20 protein-coding genes are annotated in these 21,403 nt (G+C 63.3%); 18 read left to right on the top strand and 2 right to left on the bottom strand.

What is annotated here, in order from left to right:
- Positions 1-2: 2 nt before the first annotated feature.
- The 9 genes from AC0L4C_RS08415 to AC0L4C_RS08455 all read left to right on the top strand — a co-directional run bounded on the left by AC0L4C_RS08415 (position 3) and on the right by AC0L4C_RS08455 (position 7,375).
- Positions 3-1,019: a formamidase gene (locus AC0L4C_RS08415; protein WP_473403180.1), complete on the top strand. Its 1,017-nt coding sequence runs from the start codon at positions 3-5 to the stop codon at positions 1,017-1,019.
- Positions 1,020-1,036: 17 nt separating this feature from the next.
- Positions 1,037-1,738 carry a biuret amidohydrolase gene (gene biuH, locus AC0L4C_RS08420; protein ID WP_473403481.1) on the top strand — a complete coding sequence of 234 codons (702 nt, stop codon included), beginning with the start codon at positions 1,037-1,039 and terminating at the stop codon, positions 1,736-1,738.
- A gap of 67 nt (positions 1,739-1,805) precedes the next feature.
- On the top strand, positions 1,806-3,353 hold the full coding sequence (locus AC0L4C_RS08425; RefSeq protein WP_473403181.1) for an ABC transporter ATP-binding protein: 1,548 nt from the start codon (positions 1,806-1,808) through the stop codon (positions 3,351-3,353).
- Positions 3,353-4,015, top strand: a complete 663-nt coding sequence (locus AC0L4C_RS08430) for a cysteine hydrolase family protein (protein WP_473403182.1) — start codon at positions 3,353-3,355, stop codon at positions 4,013-4,015. The genes AC0L4C_RS08425 and AC0L4C_RS08430 overlap by 1 nt, the downstream gene beginning before the upstream one ends.
- The gene (locus tag AC0L4C_RS08435; protein ID WP_473403184.1) at positions 4,012-4,188 is read left to right on the top strand and encodes a DUF4089 domain-containing protein; all 177 of its coding nucleotides are present in this window, start codon (positions 4,012-4,014) and stop codon (positions 4,186-4,188) included. The genes AC0L4C_RS08430 and AC0L4C_RS08435 overlap by 4 nt, the downstream gene beginning before the upstream one ends.
- Positions 4,185-5,567, top strand: a complete 1,383-nt coding sequence (locus AC0L4C_RS08440) for an AtzE family amidohydrolase (RefSeq protein ID WP_473403185.1) — start codon at positions 4,185-4,187, stop codon at positions 5,565-5,567. Before AC0L4C_RS08435 ends, AC0L4C_RS08440 begins: the two co-directional genes overlap by 4 nt.
- Complete coding sequence (locus AC0L4C_RS08445) at positions 5,542-6,330, top strand: 5-formyltetrahydrofolate cyclo-ligase (protein WP_473403187.1); 789 nt, start codon at positions 5,542-5,544, stop codon at positions 6,328-6,330. Before AC0L4C_RS08440 ends, AC0L4C_RS08445 begins: the two co-directional genes overlap by 26 nt.
- Positions 6,330-6,716, top strand: a complete 387-nt coding sequence (gene hpxZ, locus AC0L4C_RS08450; protein ID WP_473403188.1) for an oxalurate catabolism protein HpxZ — start codon at positions 6,330-6,332, stop codon at positions 6,714-6,716. Before AC0L4C_RS08445 ends, hpxZ begins: the two co-directional genes overlap by 1 nt.
- Positions 6,717-6,733: 17 nt before the next feature.
- On the top strand, positions 6,734-7,375 hold the full coding sequence (locus AC0L4C_RS08455; RefSeq protein WP_473403189.1) for a GntR family transcriptional regulator: 642 nt from the start codon (positions 6,734-6,736) through the stop codon (positions 7,373-7,375).
- Positions 7,376-7,388: 13 nt separating this feature from the next.
- Here the strand turns inward: AC0L4C_RS08455 and atzF are convergent, their stop codons facing one another.
- Positions 7,389-9,104 (bottom strand): allophanate hydrolase, encoded by a 1,716-nt coding sequence (atzF, locus tag AC0L4C_RS08460; RefSeq protein WP_473403190.1) that lies wholly within the window; start codon positions 9,102-9,104, stop codon positions 7,389-7,391.
- Between the two features lie 288 nt (positions 9,105-9,392).
- Between atzF and AC0L4C_RS08465 the strand changes: the two genes are divergently transcribed.
- Both AC0L4C_RS08465 and AC0L4C_RS08470 read left to right on the top strand, forming a co-directional pair.
- Positions 9,393-12,551: an alpha-mannosidase gene (locus AC0L4C_RS08465; protein WP_473403191.1), complete on the top strand. Its 3,159-nt coding sequence runs from the start codon at positions 9,393-9,395 to the stop codon at positions 12,549-12,551.
- Positions 12,552-12,613: 62 nt separating this feature from the next.
- Positions 12,614-13,528 (top strand): SMP-30/gluconolactonase/LRE family protein, encoded by a 915-nt coding sequence (locus AC0L4C_RS08470; RefSeq protein WP_473403192.1) that lies wholly within the window; start codon positions 12,614-12,616, stop codon positions 13,526-13,528.
- 61 nt (positions 13,529-13,589) lie between these two features.
- Here the strand turns inward: AC0L4C_RS08470 and AC0L4C_RS08475 are convergent, their stop codons facing one another.
- Positions 13,590-13,952 carry an SH3 domain-containing protein gene (locus AC0L4C_RS08475; protein ID WP_473403193.1) on the bottom strand — a complete coding sequence of 121 codons (363 nt, stop codon included), beginning with the start codon at positions 13,950-13,952 and terminating at the stop codon, positions 13,590-13,592.
- A gap of 199 nt (positions 13,953-14,151) precedes the next feature.
- On the opposite strand from AC0L4C_RS08475, the gene AC0L4C_RS08480 reads away from it, so the two are divergent.
- From AC0L4C_RS08480 to AC0L4C_RS08510, 7 genes are all read left to right on the top strand, one after another.
- Complete coding sequence (locus tag AC0L4C_RS08480) at positions 14,152-14,340, top strand: DUF4089 domain-containing protein (protein WP_473403194.1); 189 nt, start codon at positions 14,152-14,154, stop codon at positions 14,338-14,340.
- A complete protein-coding gene (locus tag AC0L4C_RS08485; RefSeq protein WP_473403482.1) occupies positions 14,340-15,734 on the top strand; it encodes an AtzE family amidohydrolase in 1,395 nt (464 codons plus the stop codon). Before AC0L4C_RS08480 ends, AC0L4C_RS08485 begins: the two co-directional genes overlap by 1 nt.
- Before the next feature lie 85 nt (positions 15,735-15,819).
- The gene (pncB, locus tag AC0L4C_RS08490; RefSeq protein ID WP_473403195.1) at positions 15,820-17,127 is read left to right on the top strand and encodes a nicotinate phosphoribosyltransferase; all 1,308 of its coding nucleotides are present in this window, start codon (positions 15,820-15,822) and stop codon (positions 17,125-17,127) included.
- On the top strand, positions 17,127-17,879 hold the full coding sequence (locus AC0L4C_RS08495) for a hydroxypyruvate isomerase family protein (RefSeq protein ID WP_473403196.1): 753 nt from the start codon (positions 17,127-17,129) through the stop codon (positions 17,877-17,879). Before pncB ends, AC0L4C_RS08495 begins: the two co-directional genes overlap by 1 nt.
- Before the next feature lie 111 nt (positions 17,880-17,990).
- Entirely contained in the window at positions 17,991-18,923 is a 933-nt protein-coding gene (locus tag AC0L4C_RS08500; protein ID WP_473403197.1) for a VOC family protein, read from the top strand.
- A 3-nt stretch (positions 18,924-18,926) separates the two neighbouring features.
- Positions 18,927-19,526: an alpha/beta hydrolase gene (locus AC0L4C_RS08505; RefSeq protein WP_473403198.1), complete on the top strand. Its 600-nt coding sequence runs from the start codon at positions 18,927-18,929 to the stop codon at positions 19,524-19,526.
- 120 nt (positions 19,527-19,646) lie between these two features.
- Positions 19,647-21,398, top strand: a complete 1,752-nt coding sequence (locus AC0L4C_RS08510; RefSeq protein WP_473403199.1) for a diguanylate cyclase — start codon at positions 19,647-19,649, stop codon at positions 21,396-21,398.
- Positions 21,399-21,403: the final 5 nt, after the last annotated feature.

Genomic DNA, 21,403 nt, shown 5'->3' on the forward strand with positions numbered 1-21,403 from the left:
CAATGAGCGGACTGGGCGGATTGAACAAGAGCGAGAACGGGGTCGTCATCGGGCTCGTTCAGCTTCAGCTTCCAGTCGTTCAGGATGGTGACGATTTGGTGGCACAAACGCGGCGGATCGTCGAAATGGTCGGCAAGGCGCGGCGCAATCTGGGCACGATGGATCTCGTCGTGTTCCCCGAATACGCCCTCCACGGCCTCTCGATGGACACCAATCCTGCCATCATGTGCTCGATGGATGGACCGGAAGTCGCGGCGTTCAAGAAGGCCTGCAAGGACAACGCCATCTGGGGCTGCTTCTCGATCATGGAGTACAATCCGGACGGCAATCCCTACAATGTCGGCCTCATCATCGACGAGCAGGGCGAACTGCAGCTCTACTACCGCAAGCTGCACCCCTGGGTGCCGGTCGAACCGTGGGAGCCTGGCGATCTCGGCATTCCCGTCATCACCGGCCCGAAAGGCTGCAAGCTCGGCCTCATCATCTGCCACGATGGCATGTTCCCCGAGATGGCCCGCGAGGCCGCCTACAAGGGCGCCGAGATCATGCTGCGCACGGCCGGCTACACCGCCCCGATCCGGCAATCCTGGCGCTTTACCAACCAGGCCAATTCCTTCCACAACCTGATGGTGACGGCCAACGTCTGCATGTGCGGCTCGGACGGCACGTTCGACTCCATGGGCGAAGGCATGATCGTCAATTTCGACGGCTCGATCATCGCCGAAGGCACGACCGGCCGGCCCGACGAGATCATCACCGCCGAGGTTCGCCCCGACCTCGTGCGCGAGGCCCGCGCCAACTGGGGCGTCGAGAACAATATCTACCAGCTCGGTCACCGCGGCTTCACTGCCGTCGATGGCGGCGCGCAGGACTGCCCGTACACCTTCATGCAGGACATGGTCGCGGGCCGCTACAGGTTGCCGTGGGAGGACAGCGTCAAGGTCACCGACGGTACGTCCTCGGGCTTCGACAAGCCGACGCGGCGCTATCGCGGCAGCTTCAAGGAGGCGGCCGAATGAGCCTTGCTGACGAGCGCATTGATGCGGCCCTGGTGCCCGGCGGCACGACCGTTGCTGCTGATCCCTATCCCTGGCCTTTCGATGGCGATCTCAGGCCGCAGAACACGGCGCTGGTCGTCATCGACATGCAGACCGACTTCTGCGCGCCGGGCGGCTATGTCGACTCGATGGGCTACGACATCTCGCTGACCCGCGCGCCGATCGGGCCTATCCAGAATGTTCTCAAGGCCATGCGCGGCAAGGGTTACACGATCATCCATACGCGTGAGGGGCACAAGCCGGACCTCTCCGACCTGCCAGCCAACAAGCGTTGGCGCAGCCAGCGCATCGGCGCCGGCATTGGTGACCAGGGACCGTGCGGCCGCATACTCGTTCGCGGCGAGCCGGGCTGGGAGATCATTCCCGAACTGCAGCCCGAGCCCGGCGAGTTCATCATCGACAAGCCCGGCAAAGGCTCGTTTCTGGCGACCGATTTTGATCTTGTCCTGCAGACGCGGCGCATCCGCAATATCGTCCTGGCGGGCGTCACCACCGACGTCTGCGTCCACACCACCATGCGCGACGCCAACGACCGCGGCTACGAATGTCTGGTGCTGTCGGACTGCACCGCTGCGACCAAGGTCGAGAACCACCTTGCGGCGCTGGACATGATCAAGATGCAGGGCGGTGTGTTCGGGGCAGTTGCGACCTCGAGTCAGTTCATCGAGGCACTGCCGTGATGCGACAGGTGAAAGCGCTGCAACACCCAGCTCCGGCGAGCACGGCACGAACCCAGGGAGCACGCACATGAATGCTGTGACACCTATTCCGGATACAGCCGTAAAGGGGCGGGCGCCGTCGCTCGAGGCCATCGGCATGACCAAGATCTTCGGACCCCTGGTGGCGCTCGACGATGTCTCCCTGAAGGTCGAGGCTGGTTCCTTCCACGCTCTGCTGGGCGAGAACGGCGCCGGCAAGTCGACCCTCGTCAAGTGCATCATGGGCTTCTACTCCCCCGACAAAGGCAAGGTGCTGCTGGACGGCAAGGAAGTCTCGATCCGGTCGCCGCGTCATGCGCGGGCCAACGGCATTGGCATGGTGTATCAGCAGTTCACCTTGGTCCCCTGCCTGACGGCGGCCGAGAACCTCGTGATTTCCCGCGCCGATGCACCCGGCGTCATCGACTGGGTCAAGGAGCGCAAGGCGCTCGACGCGTTCATGGAGGAGATGCCGTTCCGCGTGCCGCTCAACGCGCAGGTCTCATCGCTGTCGGCCGGTGAGAAGCAGAAGCTCGAAATCCTCAAGCTGCTCTATCTCGACCAGCGCTTCATGATCCTCGACGAGCCAACCTCCGTCCTGACGCCAGGCGAAGCCGACGAGATGCTGGGGCTGCTCGGCGGCATGGCCGAGCGCGAGGAAATCACGGTGCTGATGATCTCGCACAAGTTCCGCGAGGTGAAGTCGTTCTGCGACCACTTCACGGTCCTGCGCCGGGGACAGCATACCGGCGACGGGGACGCACGATCGGCATCAGTGTCGGATATGTCCGCGATGATGATCGGCGACACCGCGATCCGCGAGCGGGCCAGCCGAGAGGTGACAAGCAACGGCATCGACGTGCTCGAACTCGCGGGCCTCTTCGCCGATGATAATGACGGGCTACCGGCCATCAAGTCGGTCAATCTCAAGGTCAAGGGCGGCGAGATCGTCGGCATTGCCGGGGTGTCGGGCAATGGTCAGTCGGCGCTGGTGGAAACGCTGTCCGGGCAGCGGCCGTTGTCGGACGGCGCCATCTTCATCAAGGGCGATCGGTTCGAACCCAAGCGTGCGTCCTACGACAAGTACAAGGTCTTCGGATTGCCCGAAGAGCCGCTGAAGAACGCGGCCGTGCCCAAGATGAGCGTCGCGGAAAATCTGGCGTTTCGTGCGTTCGACAAGCCGCCTGTCGCCTCGCTCGGCTGGTGGATGTCGCCCGGTCCGATGCGGACCAAGGCCAACGAGCTGATCGCGAAATATCGGGTCAAGACGCAGGGGCCGGATGCCGCGATCGAAACGCTGTCGGGTGGCAATGTGCAGCGCGCGATCCTCGCTCGCGAGCTCTCGGGGGATGTCGACGTGCTGATCGTTGCTAATCCCTGCTTTGGACTGGATTTTGCTTCCGTGGCCGAGATTCGCTCGCAGATCATGGAGCAGCGCAACCGTGGCGCGGCAGTCCTGCTGGTCAGCGAGGACCTCGACGAAATCCTTGAACTGGCCGACCGCGTGGCCGTGATGTCGGGCGGCACCATCAACTACGTCGCGCGGATCGAGGACACCGACCGCAATACGATCGGCCAGCATATGGCGGGGCACTGATGACAGAGGTTCCCGCGCGTCCCTATCCATACCCGTTCGACCCTGCCCATACGGCCCTGGTCGTCATCGACATGCAGCGCGACTTCATCGAGAAGGGCGGCTTCGGCGACAGCCTCGGCAACGATGTGGCGCGGCTTGAAGCTATCGTGCCGACGACCGCGCGTCTCATCGGTCTCTTCCGCGACAAGGGATGGACCATCGTGCATACGCGCGAGGCACACCTGCCGGATCTTTCCGACTGTCCGCCGTCCAAGATCCGCCGGGGCAACCCGACGCTGCATATCGGCGAGCGTGGAGCGATGGGGCGGTTGCTGGTGCGTGGCGAGCCGGGCAACCAGATCGTCGATGCGCTGGCGCCTGCCGAGGGCGAGATCGTGGTCGACAAGCCGGGCAAGGGCATGTTCTGGGCCACGGGCCTGCACGAAATACTGCAGGCGCGCGGTATCACGCATCTGGTCTTTGCTGGTGTCACGACAGAGGTCTGCGTGCAGACGTCGATGCGCGAGGGCAATGACCGTGGCTATGAATGCCTGCTGATCGAAGACGCCACCGAAAGCTATTTCCCCGAGTTCAAGGCGGCGACGATCGAGATGATCGCTGCGCAAGGCGGTATTGTGGGCTGGGTGACGCCGTTTGAAAAACTCGAGGCGGCCGTGCGATGAGCAATATCGACAAGCTGATGGTCGCTGCGGCCGAAGTGCTGCGGCTCAAGGTGGAGCAGGACTACAAGAGCGGCGTGCGCGCCAATCTGGAAGTGGCGCTGAAAATGGCTGCTCTGGTGGAGGCGTTCGAACTCGACGACGAAACCGAAGCTGCACCGGTGTACCGCCCGTGAGCACGCCGCAGACCGCCGCCGACATTGTCGAGGCCGTAAAGAGCGGGCGCAGTTCGGCTCGTGCCCTTGTCGAGAACGCGCTGAGCCGGATCAACCAGTTCAACCCCAGGCTCGGGGCGTTCACCGACATTGTCGCGGAACGCGCGCTGGCGACGGCCGACAGGGTCGATGCGGGGAGCAAGGGTCCGCTGGCAGGTGTGCCGTTTGCGGTCAAGAACCTCTTCGATGTTGAGGGACTGGTGACGCGGGCCGGCAGCAAGATCAATCGCGACAATGCGCCGGCTGCCCATGATGCGACGCTGGTGACACGACTTGAGGCGGCCGGCGCCGTGCTCGTCGGCGCACTCAATATGGGCGAATATGCCTATGACTTCACGGGCGAAAATGCGCATGACGGTCCCTCGAGAAATCCGCATGACCTCGGGCGCATGTCGGGCGGTTCATCGGGGGGATCGGGGTCCGCAGTAGCGGCAGGATTGGTGCCGCTGGCTTTGGGCTCGGATACCAATGGCTCGATCCGGGTGCCGTCGTCGCTCTGCGGCCTATTCGGCCTCAAACCAACCTATGGACGACTGAGCCGCGCGCACACGTTCCCGTTCGTCGCCAGCCTCGATCACCTGGGACCGATGGCGCGGACGACGCGGGATCTGGCTCTGAGCTATGATGCCATGCAGGGTTTCGACGAAGCGGACCCGGCGCTGAGCAAGCGGCCGCTGGAGCCATCGGAGTCGCGGCTCAAGCACATGATCCCCAACGGCCGTATTGCGATTGCTGATGGCTATTTCCGGGGCGAGGGCGCGGCGAGAGATGCCGTGGCGCATGTCGCGTCAGCGCTCGGCGTCAGCCGGACTGTGACCATCCCGGACGCGCAGGCCGCCCGGGCTGCCGCCTTTCTCATTACCATGGTGGAAGGGGCAAGCCTTCACCTCCATCGTCTGCGAACGCGACCCGAGGATTTTGATCCCGATGTCCGCGATCGCCTGATTGCCGGCGCCATGCTGCCCGGCGCCTGGGTGCAGCGGGCACAGAAGCTGCGCAGGGTCTATCGCGACCGGGTCATGAAGCTCTTCGACGATGTCGACGCCATCCTCGCGCCGTCTACGCCGATGGTGGCGCCCGAGCTGGGCCAGAAGACAGCCATGATCAACGGTGTCCAACTGCCGGTACGGCCCAACATGGGCATCTTCACGCAGCCGATTTCGTTCATCGGTCTGCCGGTGGTCAGCGTGCCGGTCTGGCTGGAGGGACAGTCCCTGCCCATCGGCGTGCAGATCATTGCCGCGCCGTGGCGGGAAGACATCTGCTTGCGCGTTGCCCAGCAGCTGGAAGATCTGGGTGCCGTGCGGGCGCCGATTGCCAAGGGGTTTGCTATTGACTGAGCAGGGACGCTGGGCCGGACGCAGTCCGGACAAGGACATCATCCGCCACGAAATCTGGCATACGCTGGAAATGACAGGGACTGCCGTCGGTCCAGCCTGGAGCATGATTCCGAACTTCGTGGGTGCGGACACCGCGGCCTGGCACCTTGCCCAGACTGACGAGTGGAAACGGGCCAGAACCGTCAAGACCAATCCCGATGCGCCGCAGATCCCGATCCGCATCCGCGCACTCTACGAAGGCAAGACGGTGTTTGCGCCGGTGCCTTATCTCACCAGGGAGTTTCCTTACCTACGGCTCGATCCCGAGAAGCTCAAAGCCAAAGGGATCACCTTCGAGATGGCAGCGACTGCGCAGGGCTTCATGGAGCACGGCGATCGCATCGAGTTCGACGAGGTGGCCCCGCTCGACTTCTGCGTTTGCGGCTCGGTGGCAGTGACGCGGGCTGGAGGGCGGACCGGCAAGGGTGCGGGCTTTGCCGATCTGGAGACGGCCATCTTCCGCGAACTTGGCATCGTCACGGCGGAAACGCCGATTGCAACGACGGTACATTCCAGCCAGCTCGTCGGTGATGCTCGCGTCCCCATGCAAAGCCACGACTCACCACTGGACTTCGTTGCGACGGAGAAGGAACTCATCCGGACCGGCAACGCCGCGACGCGACCGATGGGCGTCGACTGGGATCGAGTTCGTCCGGACCAGTTCGAGACGATTCCCTTCCTCACGCGCCTGCGGGAGCAAATGCTGGCACGGCGGATGATGTGATGGTGATCAACCGTCCCGAAACGCTGGCCGAAATGGAAGCGGCATTTGCGCGCTACGAGGTGGCGCTGACTACCAACGATGTCGAAGTACTCGATGAGCTCTTTGCTGCAGCGCCAACGACCATTCGCTATGGCATTGGCGAGAATCTCTATGGCATCGACGAGATCCGGGCGTTCAGGTTGTCACGCCCCTCTGCGGGTCTGCAGCGTAGCCTCAGCGGGACGGTGATCACCACGTTCGGCAGAGATTTTGCCACGGCGTCGACGCTGTTCCATCGTGATACTGATCCAGCCAGGATCGGGCGGCAGATGCAGACCTGGGTGCGCATGCCGGAGGGTTGGCGTGTGGTCGCGGCCCATGTCAGTATGATTGACGAGCCGGCATAAGACCGGCGGAGGACCACTTGCTCAAACGTACGTCGGCCGAAGAGATCAGGCGAGGTCTCGCTGAGCGCATCATCTCCGGTGCCCTGCTACCTGGCACCCAACTCGACGAGTCGCAGATTGCGGCCGATTTTGCGGTCAGCCGAACACCCGTACGCGAGGCACTGCGTCTGCTGGCGTCGAGCGGACTGGTGGACCAGAAGCCGCATGCTAAGGCCCTGGTGGCCAAGCCCGATGAAGAGCAACTGGCGGGCATGTTCGAGGTCATGGGTTACCTTGAGGCGCTTTGCGCCGGGTTGTCGGCCATCGCCATGACGCGGGCCGAGCGGGACGGGCTCGACCGGTTGCACGTCGAGATGTCGGCGTTGGTACGCGACGGCGACGCCGCGCGCTATGCCGAGGCCAACGATGTGTTTCACACGCGCATCTACGATGGTGCGCACAATGGCTACCTGGCAGAAATCACCCGTTCGACGCGCCAGCGGCTGCAGCCGTTCAGGCGAGCGCAGTTTGGCGAGCTGGGGCGCTTGCTGAAGTCACATGCCGAGCATGAGCTGATTGTCGAAGCGATCCTGCGGGGCAATCGAGATGAAGCCGAGCACGCCATGCGGCGGCACATTTCCATCGTCGGCGACGCGGTGCAACGGCTGGGACGTCGCTAGGCGGGGCTGTCAGCTAGCGCGATAGGTATGCGCGCCAGCCACCATAGCTCGAGATGTCTTCGGCGCCCTTGATGGCTTCGGCCTCGACAAGGAATCCCTTGGCCGTAGTGCCGTCCGTGAAGCTCAACGTGCCGATGCCGAGCGGCGACGGGATCTTGCTGACAAACTCGCCGAAGCCCCGCGAATCCAGAGCCCAGACCTCAGCGGCAATCGAACTGCCGTCAGCGACCCGCAACAGACCCGGTTTGGGAGGGACCGTGCCGGGCAGGGCGTAAAAGGCGTAGTCGGGTGTGGTGGTCACGTCGCGCAGGTAGGTGCCGCCCAGCGCCACCAGCTCCTTGTTGAGCGGAAGGCCCGTGAGGTGGGCACCGACGACCGCGATCTCGATCTTGCCGGCCCCGGCCCGCACCGGCGTGGCAGGGGGCTTGCCCTCGACAGCGGCAGCAATGCTGGCGAGATAGCCATCGGTGCCGGCCCTGCCGATGAACGTCAGGCTCGATGGCAGGCCATCGTCACGTCTGCCTGATGGTACCGCAATGGCGGCGAGGTCGAGCAGGTTCACGAAGTTGGTGTAGCTGCCCAGATTGGAATTAAGGGTGATCGGGTCGGCTTCGAGCTCGGCCACGGTATAGGCACGCGGCACTGTCGGCACGGCGAGGATATCCACCTGGTCGAAGATTGGTGCCGCCTGGCGCTTCAGGTCGGCGAGCCTGTAGGTCGCCTCGAAAGCACTGACGGCGGTGAGGTCCTTGGCGCCGCAGATAATCTTGAGCGTCACCGGGTGGACCGCATCCGGGTTGGTGTCGATGATCTGCTTGGTTGCCGCATAGCGCTCGGCAACCCACGGCCCCTCATAGAGCAATCGGGCGACGGCATGGAGCGGCTCGAAGTCGATCTCGACGAGCGTGGCTCCCAGCGACTTCAACCGCTCGATATCTGCCGCGAAGGCCGTCTCCGCGCTGGTATCGCCGAAGAACATGCGTTGCTCTGGCCTGGGGACCCCGACCTTGAAGCTGGGTGGAAGTCCTCCGAGGGTAGGCGCGGGCAGGGCGCGCGAATAGGCATCCGTGTCGTCGTAGCCTGAGGCAACGGCGGTCGCCTCCAGGGCGGTCGCCACATCACGGGCGAAAACCGAGATGGTGTCCAGTGTCCGGCAGGCCGGAACCATGCCGGTGGCGCTAAGCAGTCCGAGGGATGGCTTCAGGCCGACAATGCCGTTCATGCCGGCGGGAATGCGTCCCGAACCGGCGGTATCGGTCCCCAGCGCGAAGTCGACAATGCCGGCGGCCACCGCCACAGCGGAGCCGGAACTGGAGCCGCCCGGGATCAGCTCGGCACGTATGGCATTGCGTGGCACGCCATAGGGCGAGCGGACACCGACGAGGCCGGTGGCGAACTGGTCGAGATTGGTCTTGCCGATGACGATGGCGCCGGCCGCTTCGAGCCGCGCCGCGACGAAAGCCGATGCCTGTGGGCGATAGGTGAAGGCAGGGCATGCGGCCGTGGTCTCGAGGCCCACCGCATCGATGTTGTCCTTGACTGCAAAGACCTTGCCGTAGAGCGCCTTGCCGGCGGGCCCCCCCGCCTCCAGAACGCTTGCTTCACGCAACGCGTCGGCCTCGGGCTTGATGCTGATGAATGTGGCGGGATCATTGTAATCGGCTATCGCCTGATAGGCGCGCCTTACTGCGGCGGTTGGCGACAGTGCCGCTTCAGAGTTTTCGTTCATGCACCTGAACCCGTTTTCATCACTAGAAACAGAATGCACAGTTTTGCGGCGATCACTACCCCGTTGTGTACTACGCTTGGAATTTTCGGGTGCTCTCACGGACTGGGTTTGCGCGGCACCTGAAATGAACTCATGGTGCCGCTGATTATTGCGTCGGGGCTCAGAACCAGAGTCTACCGGCAGCACTCTCTGTCGTCTGAGCGGCACGGCTGCCGCGGTCTGGTTCTTGCTCCAGCGGAGCCTCGATATGGGGTTTGCGAGCGTTGACATGAAGGGAAAGAAACCAAGATGAACCCCCTCAAAGGCAAGCTCGGGCTCCTCGACGAGGACGTCAAGCGCGAGGCCAAGCTGCAGCGGCTCGGTGCCGATCTGGAGAGCAAGATCCTCACGCCGCTCGGCGGCGATCTGGAATGGCGCTACACGGACTCCGATCTCGCCGCTGCGGACGCACTGCAGGCTGATTGGCGCCGGTGGGCGGAGTTCACGCCTCGCACGGTGTGGAGCAAGAAGCAGGGGAATACGTGGTTCGCAGCCGAAATTGTCGTGCCCGCCGAGGCCAAGGGGAGGACGATGGTCATCCGGGTGACCTCGCAGTGGCAGGACCGTCCTGGGTCAACCGACCCGCAGTGCCTCGCCTATCTCGACGGCGAGACCACGCAGGCCCTTGATGGCAATCACAACGAGTTGGTCATCGCGCGGAATGCCAAACCGGGCGAGACCCACACGCTGCTGGTCAATGCCTTCACCTTTTTCGACCGGCCGCTCGTCGGCTTCAAGGCCGAATGCATGGTGCGCAACGAGAAGGTCGAAAAGCTCTATTTCGATCTGCTGACGCCGCTCGAGGTGGCCGAGCGGTTACCGCAGAACGATCAGCGCCGTCACGCGATCATGAACCTTGTCGAAGCCGGGTTGCGCACTGTCGACCGCCGCGGCATTCCCGACGACAAATCGATCGCCGCCGCCGAGGTGTTCGCGGCGCAGATTTATGAGCTTGTCGATTTCGAGAAGCAGCCAACCGTCACAGCGGTCGGGCATACGCATCTGGATGTCGGCTGGCTGTGGCGTGTCCTGCATACGCGCGACAAGACCGGGCGGAGCTTTGCCACAATTCTCAAGCTGATGGAGGAGTATCCGGGCTTCGTCTTCATGTACAATCAGTCGGTCCTCTTCAACTTTCTCAGGACCGACTATCCGGACCTCTGGGCGCGACTGAAAAAGCGCGTCAAATCCGGGCAGTTCGAGATCGAGGGGGCCATGTGGGTGGAGCCCGATGTCAACATCGTCTCGGGCGAGTCACTGGTGCGGCAGATCATGCGCGGCCGCCGCTTCCATATCGAGGAATTCGGCGTCACGCCCAAGGTCGTCTGGCTGCCCGATACCTTCGGGTATTCCGCCAATCTGCCACAGGTGATGGAGAAGTCGGGCCTCGAGTATTTCGTCACGTCCAAGCTCTCGTGGAATGACACGGACCGGCACCCATGGGACACGTTTTTCTGGAAGGGCATCGACGGCACGACGACCAAGGCGCAACTGATCACGGCGCAGGAGTTCGACAGCGACGCGATCTTTACAACCTACAATTCGGACCTTTCAGTCTCCGAGGTCATGGGGGCCTGGAAGCGCTATGAGCCCAAGGCCGTCCATGACGAAGTACTGCTGTGCTACGGCTATGGCGATGGCGGTGGTGGTCCGACCCGGGCGATGATCGAGCGCGGCATGCGGCTCGAAAAGGGCATTCCGGGCGCGCCCAAGGTCAGGCTCGAGGGCATCGTTCCGTTCCTTGACCGGCTGGGCGCTGCCATGGAGGCCGACGCCGGCAAGTTCCCGGTGTGGAACGGCGAACTCTACCTGCAGTACCATCGCGGCACGCTGACGAGCGTGGCCAAGAACAAGGCCAACAACCGCATGGCGGAGCGCCGCCTGCGTGAGCTCGAGCTGCTCGCCTCGCTGGCGACGCTGACAGGTCACCCCTATCCCAAGGCTCAACTGGCGGAGTTCTGGGAAACGGTGCTCATCAATCAGTTCCACGACATCCTGCCCGGGACCTCGATCGAGGAAGTGTATGTCGATTCCGACGCCGAGTACGGGACGCTGTTCTCGACCCTGGATTCGGCCAACGGCCCGTTGCAGGCAGCTGCGAACGCGGCACTTAAGTTGGCGGGTGGCGGGTTGCGGCTGGTCAATACGCTGAGCCACAGGCGTGACGCGCTGGTGCACCTGCCCGGCGCGACGGCCGGGTCGCTGAGCGTTGGCGATACGACGGTCGTCCTGCAGGAACTGGTCTCGGCAGATGGCAGCAAGGTGCCGGCCGCGCCTGTCCCGGGTCTGCCGTCGCTGGGCTGGAGCAGTGCGGTGCTGGGCGATGCCGTCAAAGCGCCGAAAACTTCACTGTCGGTCAGCAAGAGCAAGCTCGAGAACGGCCTGGTGAAGGTGAGTCTTGATGCCAAGGGCGAGATCACTTCGGTGATCGACAAGGCCTCGGGGCGCGAACTGATCAAGGCCGGAGAGGTCGGCAATCGCCTCGCTGCTTACGAGGACAAGCCGCTCAACTGGGACGCCTGGGACATCGACGCCTACTTCCATGAGCAGGCCTGGCCGTTGGCAGACGGCAAGAGCAAGATCGAGGTGGCCGAAACCGGGCCCTGGCGCGCGGCAATCCGCGTCGAACGGCGCTACCGGGACTCGACAATCGTGCAGATCATCTCGCTGGAGGAAGGGGCACGGCAGGTTGAGTTCGACACCTGGGTCGACTGGCACGAGCGTCAGACCGTCATCAAAGCGCTGTTCCCATTTGATCTCAACGTCGCAGAGATCCGGTCAGAAATTCAGTTCGGCCACGTCAAACGTGCAACGCACCGCAATACCAGTTGGGATCGAGCCCGGTTTGAGGCCAGTATGCATCGCTGGGTCGATCTCTCCGAGTTCGACTTCGGCGCAGCGCTGATCAATGACTGCAAGTATGGCTATGACGCGGTGGAATCGATGGTGCGACTTACGCTTGTGCGCGGTTCCACCCATCCCTACGCCGAGGCCGACCTGGGCGAGCATCGCTTCAGATACGCCCTCTTTGTGCACGGCGGTGTCAGCGATCTCGAGCAGGTGCATCTGGCAGCCGAACGGTTCAACAATCCGCTCATGGTTGTGGGTGACCTCGCACGCAGGGGCGTCGGAGCGGACGAGCGGTTTTCATTCGCCAGCGTCGATAATGACTGCGTCACCATCGAGACGATCAAGCAGGCCGAAGACGGCAAGGGACTTGTGCTTCGCGTTTTCGAGCATGCCAATCGCCGGGTCGCCGCAAGGGTGAGCTTTGGGCCGAAGATCAAATCGGTGGCGCGGGTCAACCTGATGGAGGAAGGCGACGAGGCTGTGTCGCTCAAGGACAACGGCGTGAACCTCGAACTGAAGCCCTTCGAAATCATGACGCTACGCGTTGTCGTGGCATAAAGCGCTTGCCATTTGGCGTCTCACTTGGCTTGATCCGGCCAACAAAAAGAGGGAGGGGCCTGATGCCCAATGCGTGCTACGAAGTTCTCGATCCACGGTTCGGCCGGGTGTTCAACAGCAATGCCCATCTGGACAAGCTCTACACCGGCTGCCGCTGGGCAGAGGGACCAGCCTATTTCAGTGCCGGTCGCTATCTCGTGTGGTCGGACATCCCCAATAACCGCATGCTTCGCTACGATGAGACCAACGGGCAGGTCTCGGTGTTCCGTCAGCCTGCCGGTAACTCGAACGGCAACACGGTCGATCGCCAGGGTCGGCTCGTCACCTGCGAACATGGCGGACGTCGCGTCAGCCGCACCGAGTTCGACGGTCGCGTGATCACTATTGCGGACAAGTGGCAGGGCAAGCGGTTCAATTCGCCAAACGACGCGGTCGTCAAGTCCGACGGGTCGATCTGGTTCACCGATCCGGCCTATGGCATTGAGAGTGACTATGAAGGCGACAAGTCGCCGATGGAGATCGATCGCTGCAATGTCTATCGCGTCGACCCGGATACCGGCGAGGTCGATGCCGTCATCACTGACATGGTGCGCCCCAACGGCATCGCGTTCTCGCTCGATGAGAGCCAGCTCTACGTCGCCGATACCGGGCGCACGCATGGACAGGAAAATCCGAAGCACATCCGTGTCTTCGATGTCACCGGCAAGGGTGTGGGCAAGAGCCGGGAGTTCGCCGATTGTACGGCGGGCCTGTTCGACGGCTTCCGCCTCGACAGCGACGGGCGGATCTGGACCAGCGCTGCAGATGGCGTTCACTGCTACCATCCCGATGGCACGTTGCTCGGCAAGGTTCTGGTGCCGGAGGTTGTCGCCAACGTGGCCTGGGGCGGCGGACCAAAGCGCAATGTGCTCTATATCTGCGGGACGACGTCCCTCTATTCAGTCTGGCTGATGATCAACGGCGCCAAGACCGTCTGAACGCAAGTGGGCCTCGCTCCCTGGGAGGAGCGAGGCCCGGCGTCAGTCGAGCGGGGGGGCGTTAGTCGCTGACGCAGAGCGAGCCATGGGGTCCGCCGATGCAGAAGGATGCACTGGCGCTACCACCGTAGCCGTAATCATAATCGTCCTCGTCGTCCCAAGCGGGCGCGTAATCGAGCACGCCGGACTTGACCCAGCCGTCCTTGCCCGGAATCTGGATCTTCACCCAGTTGCCGTTGTGGGCGACGATCTTGACCTTCTGGCCTTCCTCAACCCAATTGACGTTCATGGCGGCGTTCTTGGGCTTCAGCTTGACGTTCGCGTCGTGGTCCACCCATGCGTACTGGGCGGCAAATGAGGCGCTCGCGGTCGCAGTCAGGACCACGGCGGCGATAGCGACGGTCTTCAGGGTGCGGGTGAACATGTCGGTCTTCCTCGGACGGGTTGCTGGCATCTCTGCCTTGACCAACACCCTGGAGACTTGCCGCTGAACCGACGCTGAGGTGTGCCGTCGCTTTCCGTTCATAATTGCCCGGCGTGCCGAGATATCTGTCGGAAAACCCGTTCTGTGCGGGACCTCGGCGATGTTTCTCCCTAATGTTCGGCCTTGGAAAGGGGGCCGAATGAGCTACAAGCCGTTTGACGTCGAGGCATTGATCGATGCCATGGCACCGCTGATGCAACTCGATATCGCCGCGGGGCATCGCCCCGGCGTGAAGATCAATCTCAAGACGGCGGCCAAGATGGCGGCCCTGGTCGAGCAGGTGAAGCTGCACGATGATGCGGAACCTGCGCCGGTGTATCGGCCGTGATGCCCTCAGCCGGCGCCATCGAAACAGCAGAGGCGGTCAGAGCGGGACAGGTCACGGCGCGCTCTGTCGTCGAAGCGGCCCTCGAGCGCGCGCGTCGGCACAACGCGCAACTGGGCGCTTTCACCGATATCCTCGACGAGCGGGCACTGGACCGCGCCGATGCTCTCGACGCGACAGTGAAGGCTGGGGGCAGCCCCGGACCACTGGCGGGGGTGCCATTCGCTGCCAAGAACCTGTTCGATATCAGGGGCCTGGTGACCCGCGCCGGCAGCAAGATCAACCGGTCAAATCAGCCGGCACCACAGGACGCGACGCTGATCGCCCGGCTGGAAGAGGCGGGGGCGGTCCTGATCGGCGCCTGCAACATGGACGAATACGCCTACGGGTTTGTGGGTGAGAACGCGCATGACGGGCCGAGCCACAATCCGCACGAGTTGACCCGGATGACGGGTGGGTCGTCTGCCGGACCCGCGGCGGCGGTGGCGGCCGGCATTGTGCCCCTGTCGCTCGGGTCCGACACCAATGGATCGATCCGCGTGCCGGCGTCGTTCTGCGGTCTTTTCGGGCTGAAGCCGACATATGGCCGACTGAGCCGGGCCCAGACGTTTCCGTTCGTTGCGAGCCTGGATCATGTGGGGCCGCTGGGGCGGTCAGCGCGCGACCTGGGGCTGGCCTATGATCTTATGCAGGGCTTCGACGAGGCCGATCCTGCCATGGCACGGCGACCCAGCGAGCCGGTCAGCTCCCGTCTCAAGCACGGCATTCCAGGCGTCCGGATCGGTCTAGCCGATGGCTATTTTGCCGGCGACGGGGTTGCCCGAGCGGCCGTGGTGCATGTAGCCGGGGCACTGGATGCCAATCGCGTGGTCTCCATTCCCGACGCGCATTCGGCCCGCGCGGCGGCCTTTCTGATCACCATGGCAGAGGGTTCGGCGCTGCATCTTGAACGGCTGCGGGACCGGCCCGACGATTTCGATCCGGATGTGCGCGACCGGCTGCTCGCCGGCGCCCTGATGCCGGCCGCCTGGATTCAGCAGGCGCAGAAGCTCCGGCGGCATTTCCGCGAGAATGTCCTCAAGCTGTTCGACAATCTCGATGCGATCCTCGTGCCGTCGACGCCGATGACGGCACCGCTGATCGGCCAGAAGACCGCCATGTTCGGCGGTATCGAAATGCCGCTGCGGCCGCATATCGGTATTTTCACGCAACCCTTCTCGTTCATCGGTCTGCCGGTCGTCAGCGTCCCTGTGTGGCTGCCCGGCGAGAACATGCCGATCGGCGTCCAGATCGTGGCGCCGCCCTGGCGCGAGGACATCGCGCTCCGCATCGCGCATCAGCTCGAGGGAGCGGGGGCGGTCAGGGCTCCGGTGGCAAAGGCCTTTGCCGAAGACTGAGGTCCGACAAGGTTGCGGCCCACCTGTGCTGGCTTTTTCAGCGGTGACCCCTTAGACACGAGGGGCGAGTTGGAAGGGCTGCCGAATGCCAAAGACGGATATTGCACGACGCGTCTACAACCATGCGTGGAAGCTCGACCCCATCGTCAGAAGTCTGCTGGACACCGACTTCTACAAGCTGCTGATGCTGCAGATGATCTGGGGACTTTACCCCAAGGTCGAAGCGACATTTTCGCTGATCAATCGCAAGAAGGTTGTCCGTCTCGCCGAGGAAATCGACGAGCAGGAATTGCGGGCCCAGCTCGACCATGCGCGCTCGCTGCGCATGTCCAAGAAGGAAATGATCTGGCTAGCGGGCAACAGCTTTTATGGCTCCAAGCAGATCTTTGCACCTGAGTTCCTGCGCTGGCTGGAGGACTTCCGGTTGCCGGAATACCGGCTGGAAAAGCGCGACGGACAGTTCGAACTGGAGTTTCCCGGTCTCTGGATGGAGACCACGATGTGGGAAATTCCGGCGCTGGCGATCATCAACGAGTTGCGCAGCCGCGCGGCGCTCAAGGACTACGGGCCGTTCACGCTCGATGTCACCTATGCGCGCGCCAAGGCCAAGATGTGGGAGAAGGTCGAGCGGCTCAAGGCACTGCCGGAGCTGCGCATTTCAGATTTCGGGACGCGCCGGCGGCATAGCTTCCTGTGGCAGCGCTGGTGCGTGGAGGCGCTCAAGGAAGGGCTGGGCTCGACCAAGTTCACCGGCACCTCGAATGTCCTGCTGGCCATGGATAATGACCTCGAGGCGCTGGGGACCAACGCGCATGAACTGCCGATGGTGCTGGCGGCGATTGCGCCCAATGACGAGGCGGTGCGGGCGGCGCCCTATGAGGTGCTGCAAGACTGGCAGAGCTATTATGGCGGCAACCTGCTGATTGTCTTGCCCGATGCCTTTGGAACGACAGCGTTTTTGCGCGACGCGCCGGACTGGGTGGCGGACTGGACCGGGTTCCGGCCCGACAGTGCGCCGGCCATCGAGGGCGGCGAGACCATCATCAAGTGGTGGCAGGAGCGTGGGCGCGATCCGAAGGAAAAGCTGCTGATCTTTTCCGATGGACTGGACGTCGACATGATCGAGGATGCGTACCACCACTTCCAGGGACGGGTGCGGATGGCATTTGGCTGGGGGACGAATTTGACCAATGATTTCAGCGGTTGTTCGCCATTCCCAAATGCGCAACTGGATCCGATCTCGTTGGTTTGCAAGGTGAGTGAGGCCAACGGGCGGCCGGCGGTGAAGTTGTCGGACAATCCGGAAAAGGCGACAGGAGACAAGATGGAAATCGACAGGTATCTGAGGATCTTCGGGGACACCGGCCGGGTTGCGCACAAGGTGACGGTCTAGTGCGGTATTCGGCCTGCATCGAATGGTTGTTTGCGGCGGAAGCGCCTGAATTTGTTGACCGAATCCACGCTGCAAAGGCGGCTGGACTGGATGCCGTGGAGTTCTGGCGGTTCTCCAACAAGGACGTCGAGGCGGTGGAAAAGGCGCTGCATGACACCGGCCTGCCGCTGTCGTCGATTTTGTGCGAGCCCATAGTTTCGCTCACAAATGGCCATGATCATGAACGCTTCCTGAACGCGGTTTCGGACGCGCTGGCGATGGCCAGGCGGCTGGGCGCGCCGGTGATCATCGCGCAGGCCGGTGACGAGGAGGCCGGACTGTCGCGAGCCGAGCAGCATGCCTCGATCGTCAAGGCGCTCAAGGAGGCTGCCAAGGTCATGGAAGGCAGCGGCGTGGTGCTGGCGCTGGAGCCGCTCAACGACCGCGTCGACCATCCCGGATACTATCTGACCTCGACGGTCGAGGGGCTCGACATCATCGACGAAGTCGGGCGGCCGGAAGTGAAGCTGCTCTACGACATCTACCATTCGGCGGTGATGGGCGAGGAAATCGAGACCGTGCTGGGCGGACGGCTGGACCGGGTGGTGCATGTGCACCTGGCGGACGCGCCGGGTCGTGGCGAACCGGGTAGCGGCACGATGGACTGGTCGGACCGCCTCGAATGGCTCGAGCAGCATGGCTATGACGGCTATGTCGGGCTTGAGTACAAGCCCAAGCTCGGGACCGTCGAGGGACTGCTGTTCCGCGGCTAGCGTTCGGTATTTGGAAACAATCTGTGGCGTGTTGTGCGGTTTCTGGCGCCGCACAAGTGCGCCATATGTTGTCTCGAACACGGGAGAGCTTCCCGAGACAGGAGACAACAGATGATCACCCAGATCAAAGGCCTGCACCACGTCACCTCAATGGCGCGCGATGCCGCTGCCAACAACCAGTTCTGGACCAAGTCGCTCGGCCTGCGCCGGGTGAAGCAGACGGTCAATTTCGACGAGCCGAGCGTCTATCACCTCTATTACGGTGACGAGAACGGTACGCCCGGCACGGTGATGACGCATTTTCCGTTCCCGCATATTGCACGCGGGCGTCCGGGAACCGGTGAGGTGGGGGTGACGGCATTTTCCGTCCCGGTGGGGTCGCTCGGGTTCTGGGAAGCACGGGTTGCAGCTGCCGGCGCGACCGATATCGTGCACGAGGAAACCTTCGGGCAGAAGCGGTTGCGCTTTACGGCTCCGGAAGGCGATCCGCTGGCACTGATCGAGACCGATGACGACATGCGTCTGGCGTGGACCGAGGGTGGCGTCGGCGCCGACCATGCGATCCGTGGCTTCCACTCGGCTTCGCTGCGGCTGCGGGATGGGGGCGCCACCGAAGAGTTGCTCAAATTCATGGGTTACGAGGACTTTGACAGCGCCGGCGGCGTCAAGCGGCTGATCCGGCCCGACGGCAACGGCGCGGACTTCGTCGACATCGAGACGCTGCCAGATGCCAATCATGCCCAACTGGGCTCGGGATCGGTGCACCATGTTGCCTTTGCCGTGGAGAACCGGGCGGCGCAGCTCGAGGTGCGCAAAGCGCTGATGGATACCGGCTACAACGTGACGCCGGTGATCGACCGGGACTATTTCTGGGCGATCTACTTCCGCACGCCGGGCGGCGTGCTGTTCGAGGTGGCCACGAACGAACCGGGGTTTGACCGGGACGAGGACACCGCGCATCTGGGTGAGGCGCTCAAGCTTCCGCATCAGCATGAGCATTTGCGCTCGCGCCTGGAAGCCACGCTGCAACCATTGGGAGCCTAGGCCATGACCGACAGCTATATCTTTGCAGAGCACAAGGGAGCGGGCGCCGAGGCGCCCACTCTCTTCCTGTTCCACGGCACCGGAGGCGATGAACATCAGTTTCTGGACCTGGGTAGCCAATTGCTGCCGGGGGCACGGTTGGTGGCGCCGCGCGGCGATGTGTCGGAAGGCGGTGCCCTGCGTTATTTCAAGCGCACCGGCGAGGGCCGTTACGACATGGCGGACCTGAAGCGGGCGACCGACAAGACTGCGGCCTTCGTCGAGGCGCAGAAGGGCGGTGGGCCGACGTTCGGAATGGGCTATTCGAACGGGGCCAACATCCTCGCCTCGGTCCTGTTTGCTGCACCGGAGACGTTCGATCGCGCCGTGCTGCTGCATCCGCTGATCCCCTTCACCCCGGCGCCTCAACGGGGGCTCAAGGGCAAGAAGTTGATGATCACAGCAGGACGGCGTGACGGCATGTGCCCGGCGCCCCAGACCGAAACCCTGGTCGCGTGGCTCAAGGCCCAAGGCGCCGATGTGACGGTCTTCTGGCACGAGGGCGGGCACGAGATCCGGCAGGAGGAGCTGCTGGCTACAAGAGACTATCTCTCGGAAAAGTAAGCATTTCCGGCCAACGCTCGGGCTGCGCCGGCCGGGCCGGATTAGCGCTCTGTTGACGAATGGAAGCTAGAGTCGGTCGCGGAAATAGGGACGGCCGGCTGATCCGCCGGGTTTGAGCGGATGGAATACACAAGCAAGCGCAAGCTGGCCTCGAGCCTGCGCACCAGAGTGCTGGTGCTGACGCTGCTTGCCTTTGCTGCCGTTTCCGTTCCCGCCTACTTTTCCTTCGTCTGGATCGTCAATTCCACGGTCATCTCGCTGGGCACGCTGTTCGCCGAAAAGCAGGTGCTGTTCGACCGCTACCGCGGGCTGGGCGCCTTGCTGCAGGAGGTCAAGCTGGCCGAGACGCTGGCGCGCTCCGAGACCATCGTGGACTGGGCGGGGAACGAGAGCGATCCGGAACTGCGGGCGCGGGGCATTGCCGAGCTCGAGCACTACCGGGATGCCTTCGCCGACCACAGCTACTTTTTCGCCGTAGCGGCGTCGGGCAACTACTATTTCAACGATGCTGCCGACGCCTATTCGGGCAAGCAACTGAGCCACACGCTCAGCCCCGACAATCCTCGCGACGGCTGGTTCTACAGCACGCTCGGACTGGGCGAGGGCTGTCACCTCAATGTCGACAATGATGACGCGCTGGCCGTGACCAAGGTCTGGTTCAACTGCGTCGTCACGGACGGCGAGAAGCCACTCGGCGTGCTTGGCTCCGGGCTCGACCTGACGGCGTTCATTCGCGAAGTGGTCGACGTGCCGCAGCCCGGCGTGCAGGCGATGTTCGTGGATGCCTTCGGGGCGCTGCAGGCGCATCGCGACCAGAAGCTGATCGACTTCCACTCGATCACCAAGACGGTGAACAAGAAAACCATCTTCTCTCTGATCGACAACCCGACAGACCGACAAGCGCTGCGGACGCTGATGAACGAGGTCAGTACCGGCGAGGTCAAGGTTCGCAGCCGGTTCATGCAGGTGGATGGGCGCCAGACGCTGGTCGGCGTCGGCTATCTGGATGAACTGGACTGGTACAACGTCACCTTCATGGATATCGACCGGATCATCGATCGCAGCCTGTTCCTGCCGATCGGGGCGCTGTTGGCGGCGGTGATGCTGGTCTGTGCGCTGCTGATCGTCGTGATCTTCAAGCGCAGCGTGCTCGATCGTCTGGCGCGCATGGAAAGCCGGATGCAAGCGGTGCAGGAAAGCGGTCTGCTGCCGATACCGGCGGATCGGGAAGGCGACGAGATCGGACGCCTGTCGCAGACATTTGCGTCCATGGCCTCCTCAATTCTCGACCACACACGGGTGCTCGAGCAGATGGTGGAAGAACGCACCAGCGACCTGCAGCGGCTCGCCTATCACGACCAGATGACCGACATTCTCAACCGGCGCGGCTTCATCGACGCCTATGCCGGGCTGCAGAAGCGTGCGTCGGCGGCGAACGACCGGGTGGCCCTGCTGCTCATCGACATCGACAGCTTCAAGGCCATCAACGATGGCTACGGGCACCTGGCGGGCGACACAGTGGTGACGGAAACGGCCCGGCGCCTGACGAAAATCATCCGACCGGTCGATGTCTGCGCGCGCTGGGGCGGCGACGAGTTCATCGTGCTGATCAATGGTCTCGGCATCCGGGGATTGCATCCCATTGCGGAGGTGATCCGCAGTGCCGTGGCGGGGCCGGCGATCACGCTGGCCGATGGGCGCGAGATTCACATTTCACTGAGCGTCGGGGCCTGCCTGGCAGAGCCGGGCGAGTCGATCGACAGCGTGGTCGATATGGCCGATGCGGCGCTCTACGCCGCCAAGACCAAGGGCAAGGACCGGGTCGTGGTCTACGACCCGTTGCGCAATGACGTGGACGAGAGAAGCGCCTGACCGCG

It is taken from the genome of Devosia sp. J20-27 (assembly GCF_055808595.1).